The sequence below is a fragment of the Nonomuraea corallina genome (assembly GCF_027620315.1).
In the GTDB taxonomy this organism is placed as follows: Bacteria; Actinomycetota; Actinomycetes; order Streptosporangiales; family Streptosporangiaceae; genus Nonomuraea; species Nonomuraea corallina.
Window position 1 is genome coordinate 1 of sequence record NZ_JAPNNL010000342.1, and the last position, 1528, is coordinate 1528.

The window sequence follows — 1528 nt, forward strand, 5'->3', positions numbered from 1 at the left end:
GTGAAGAGCTGATCGCTCTTGCGCGGGCTCTGGCCGGGCGGGTGACCGCGTTGGAGAAGGAGAACGGCGAGCTGCGTGAACGGGTCGCGCGGCTGGAGCGGCTGATCTCGCGTAACAGCGGAAACTCGGGAATGCCGTCGTCCGGCGACGATCTGCCGGGCAAGCCCCAGCCGAAGGCCAAGCCGGCCAAGGGTGGCGCGAAGCGTCGCCCGGGCAAGCAGTCCGGTGCGCCGGGCACCTATCTGGCCTGGTCGGACGATCCTGATGACCATGTCGATCATTTCCCTGCCGGGACGTGTGGCTGTGGCGCGGATTTGGCCTCAGCCGTCGATCTGGGCGTCACGGCACGCCATCAGCAGATCGAGGTGCCGTTGATGACCGCCGCGAGGGTCCAGCACGATCTGCACACCGTGGCATGCGGGTGCGGCAAGGTCCATGCCGCCGCCCGACCGGAGGGGGTGTCGGCTGCGCCGGTCAGCCTGGGCATCAACCTGCAGGCGTGGTGTGTCTATCTGATGGTGGCCCACGCGATCCCGGTGCACCGCTGCGTAGAGCTGATCGCCTCACTCACCGGAGCCGCACCGTCGGCGGGGTTCGTGCACGGCATGATCGCCCGCGCGGCCAGGGCGGTGGAGCAGGCCAATGTGCGCATCCGTGCGCTGCTCACCTTGGCCTACGTGGTGTGCTGCGATGAAACGCCGATCCGGGTGGGCGCGGCGAAGGCCAAGCGGTACCTGCTGGTCGCCTGCACCAACCTCTACACCGGGTACATGCTCGGCGATCGCACCCTGGAGAGCTTCAAGAAGTTCGTCATCGCCGATCTGAGCGGCATCGTGGTGCATGACCGCTACCAGAACTACGACTCGCCCGAGCTTGGCGAGCGTGATCACCAGCTGTGCGCGGCCCATCTCCTTCGGGACCTGGAGGACTGCGCCGAAACCTACCCCGAGGCCGCCTGGCCGCGGCAGATCCAGACCGCGCTGCGCGGCCTGATCCACGCTGCCAACCTCGCCCGCGAGCAGGGCAAGGACGGAATGGACGCGGGCACGAAGGCGATGTGGATCAACAGCTTCAGGCACGGCGTCCGTATCGGCTTGTCCGAGGTGCGCCGTATCCCCGGAGCGGCCAAGACCGTCACCCAGCCGATCGGCCGCGTCCTGCTGGAGGTTCTGCGCGATCGTGAGGCCGACGTGCTGCGCTTCGCCCACGACCTGCGGATCCCACCCACCAACAACCAAGCCGAACGCGACATCCGACCGGCCAAGACCCAGCAGAAGATCTCCGGACGGCTCCGCTCGGAGACCACCACCGAACACCGCTACGCCATCCGTGGTTACCTGTCCACCGCAGCCAAGCACGGCGCAGACGTCATGACCGCCATCCGTAACGCCCTTCTCGGCCGCGCCTGGATGCCACCCGACCCGACGCCGGCCTGATTCGCCGTCACAATCCGCAGCGCCCCACACCCGAAGACGATCACACTCCGCGATCATCCAGCACCAGAACGCGCTGGGCGTGAATGCCTACC

1 protein-coding gene is annotated in these 1528 nt (G+C 67.5%); it reads left to right on the forward strand.

Going from position 1 to position 1528, the window contains the following annotated elements:
* Positions 1-1436, forward strand: a 1436-nt coding sequence (tnpC, locus tag OUY22_RS36590; protein WP_270159904.1) for an IS66 family transposase, incomplete at its 5' end; no start/stop codon positions are given.
* Positions 1437-1528: the final 92 nt, after the last annotated feature.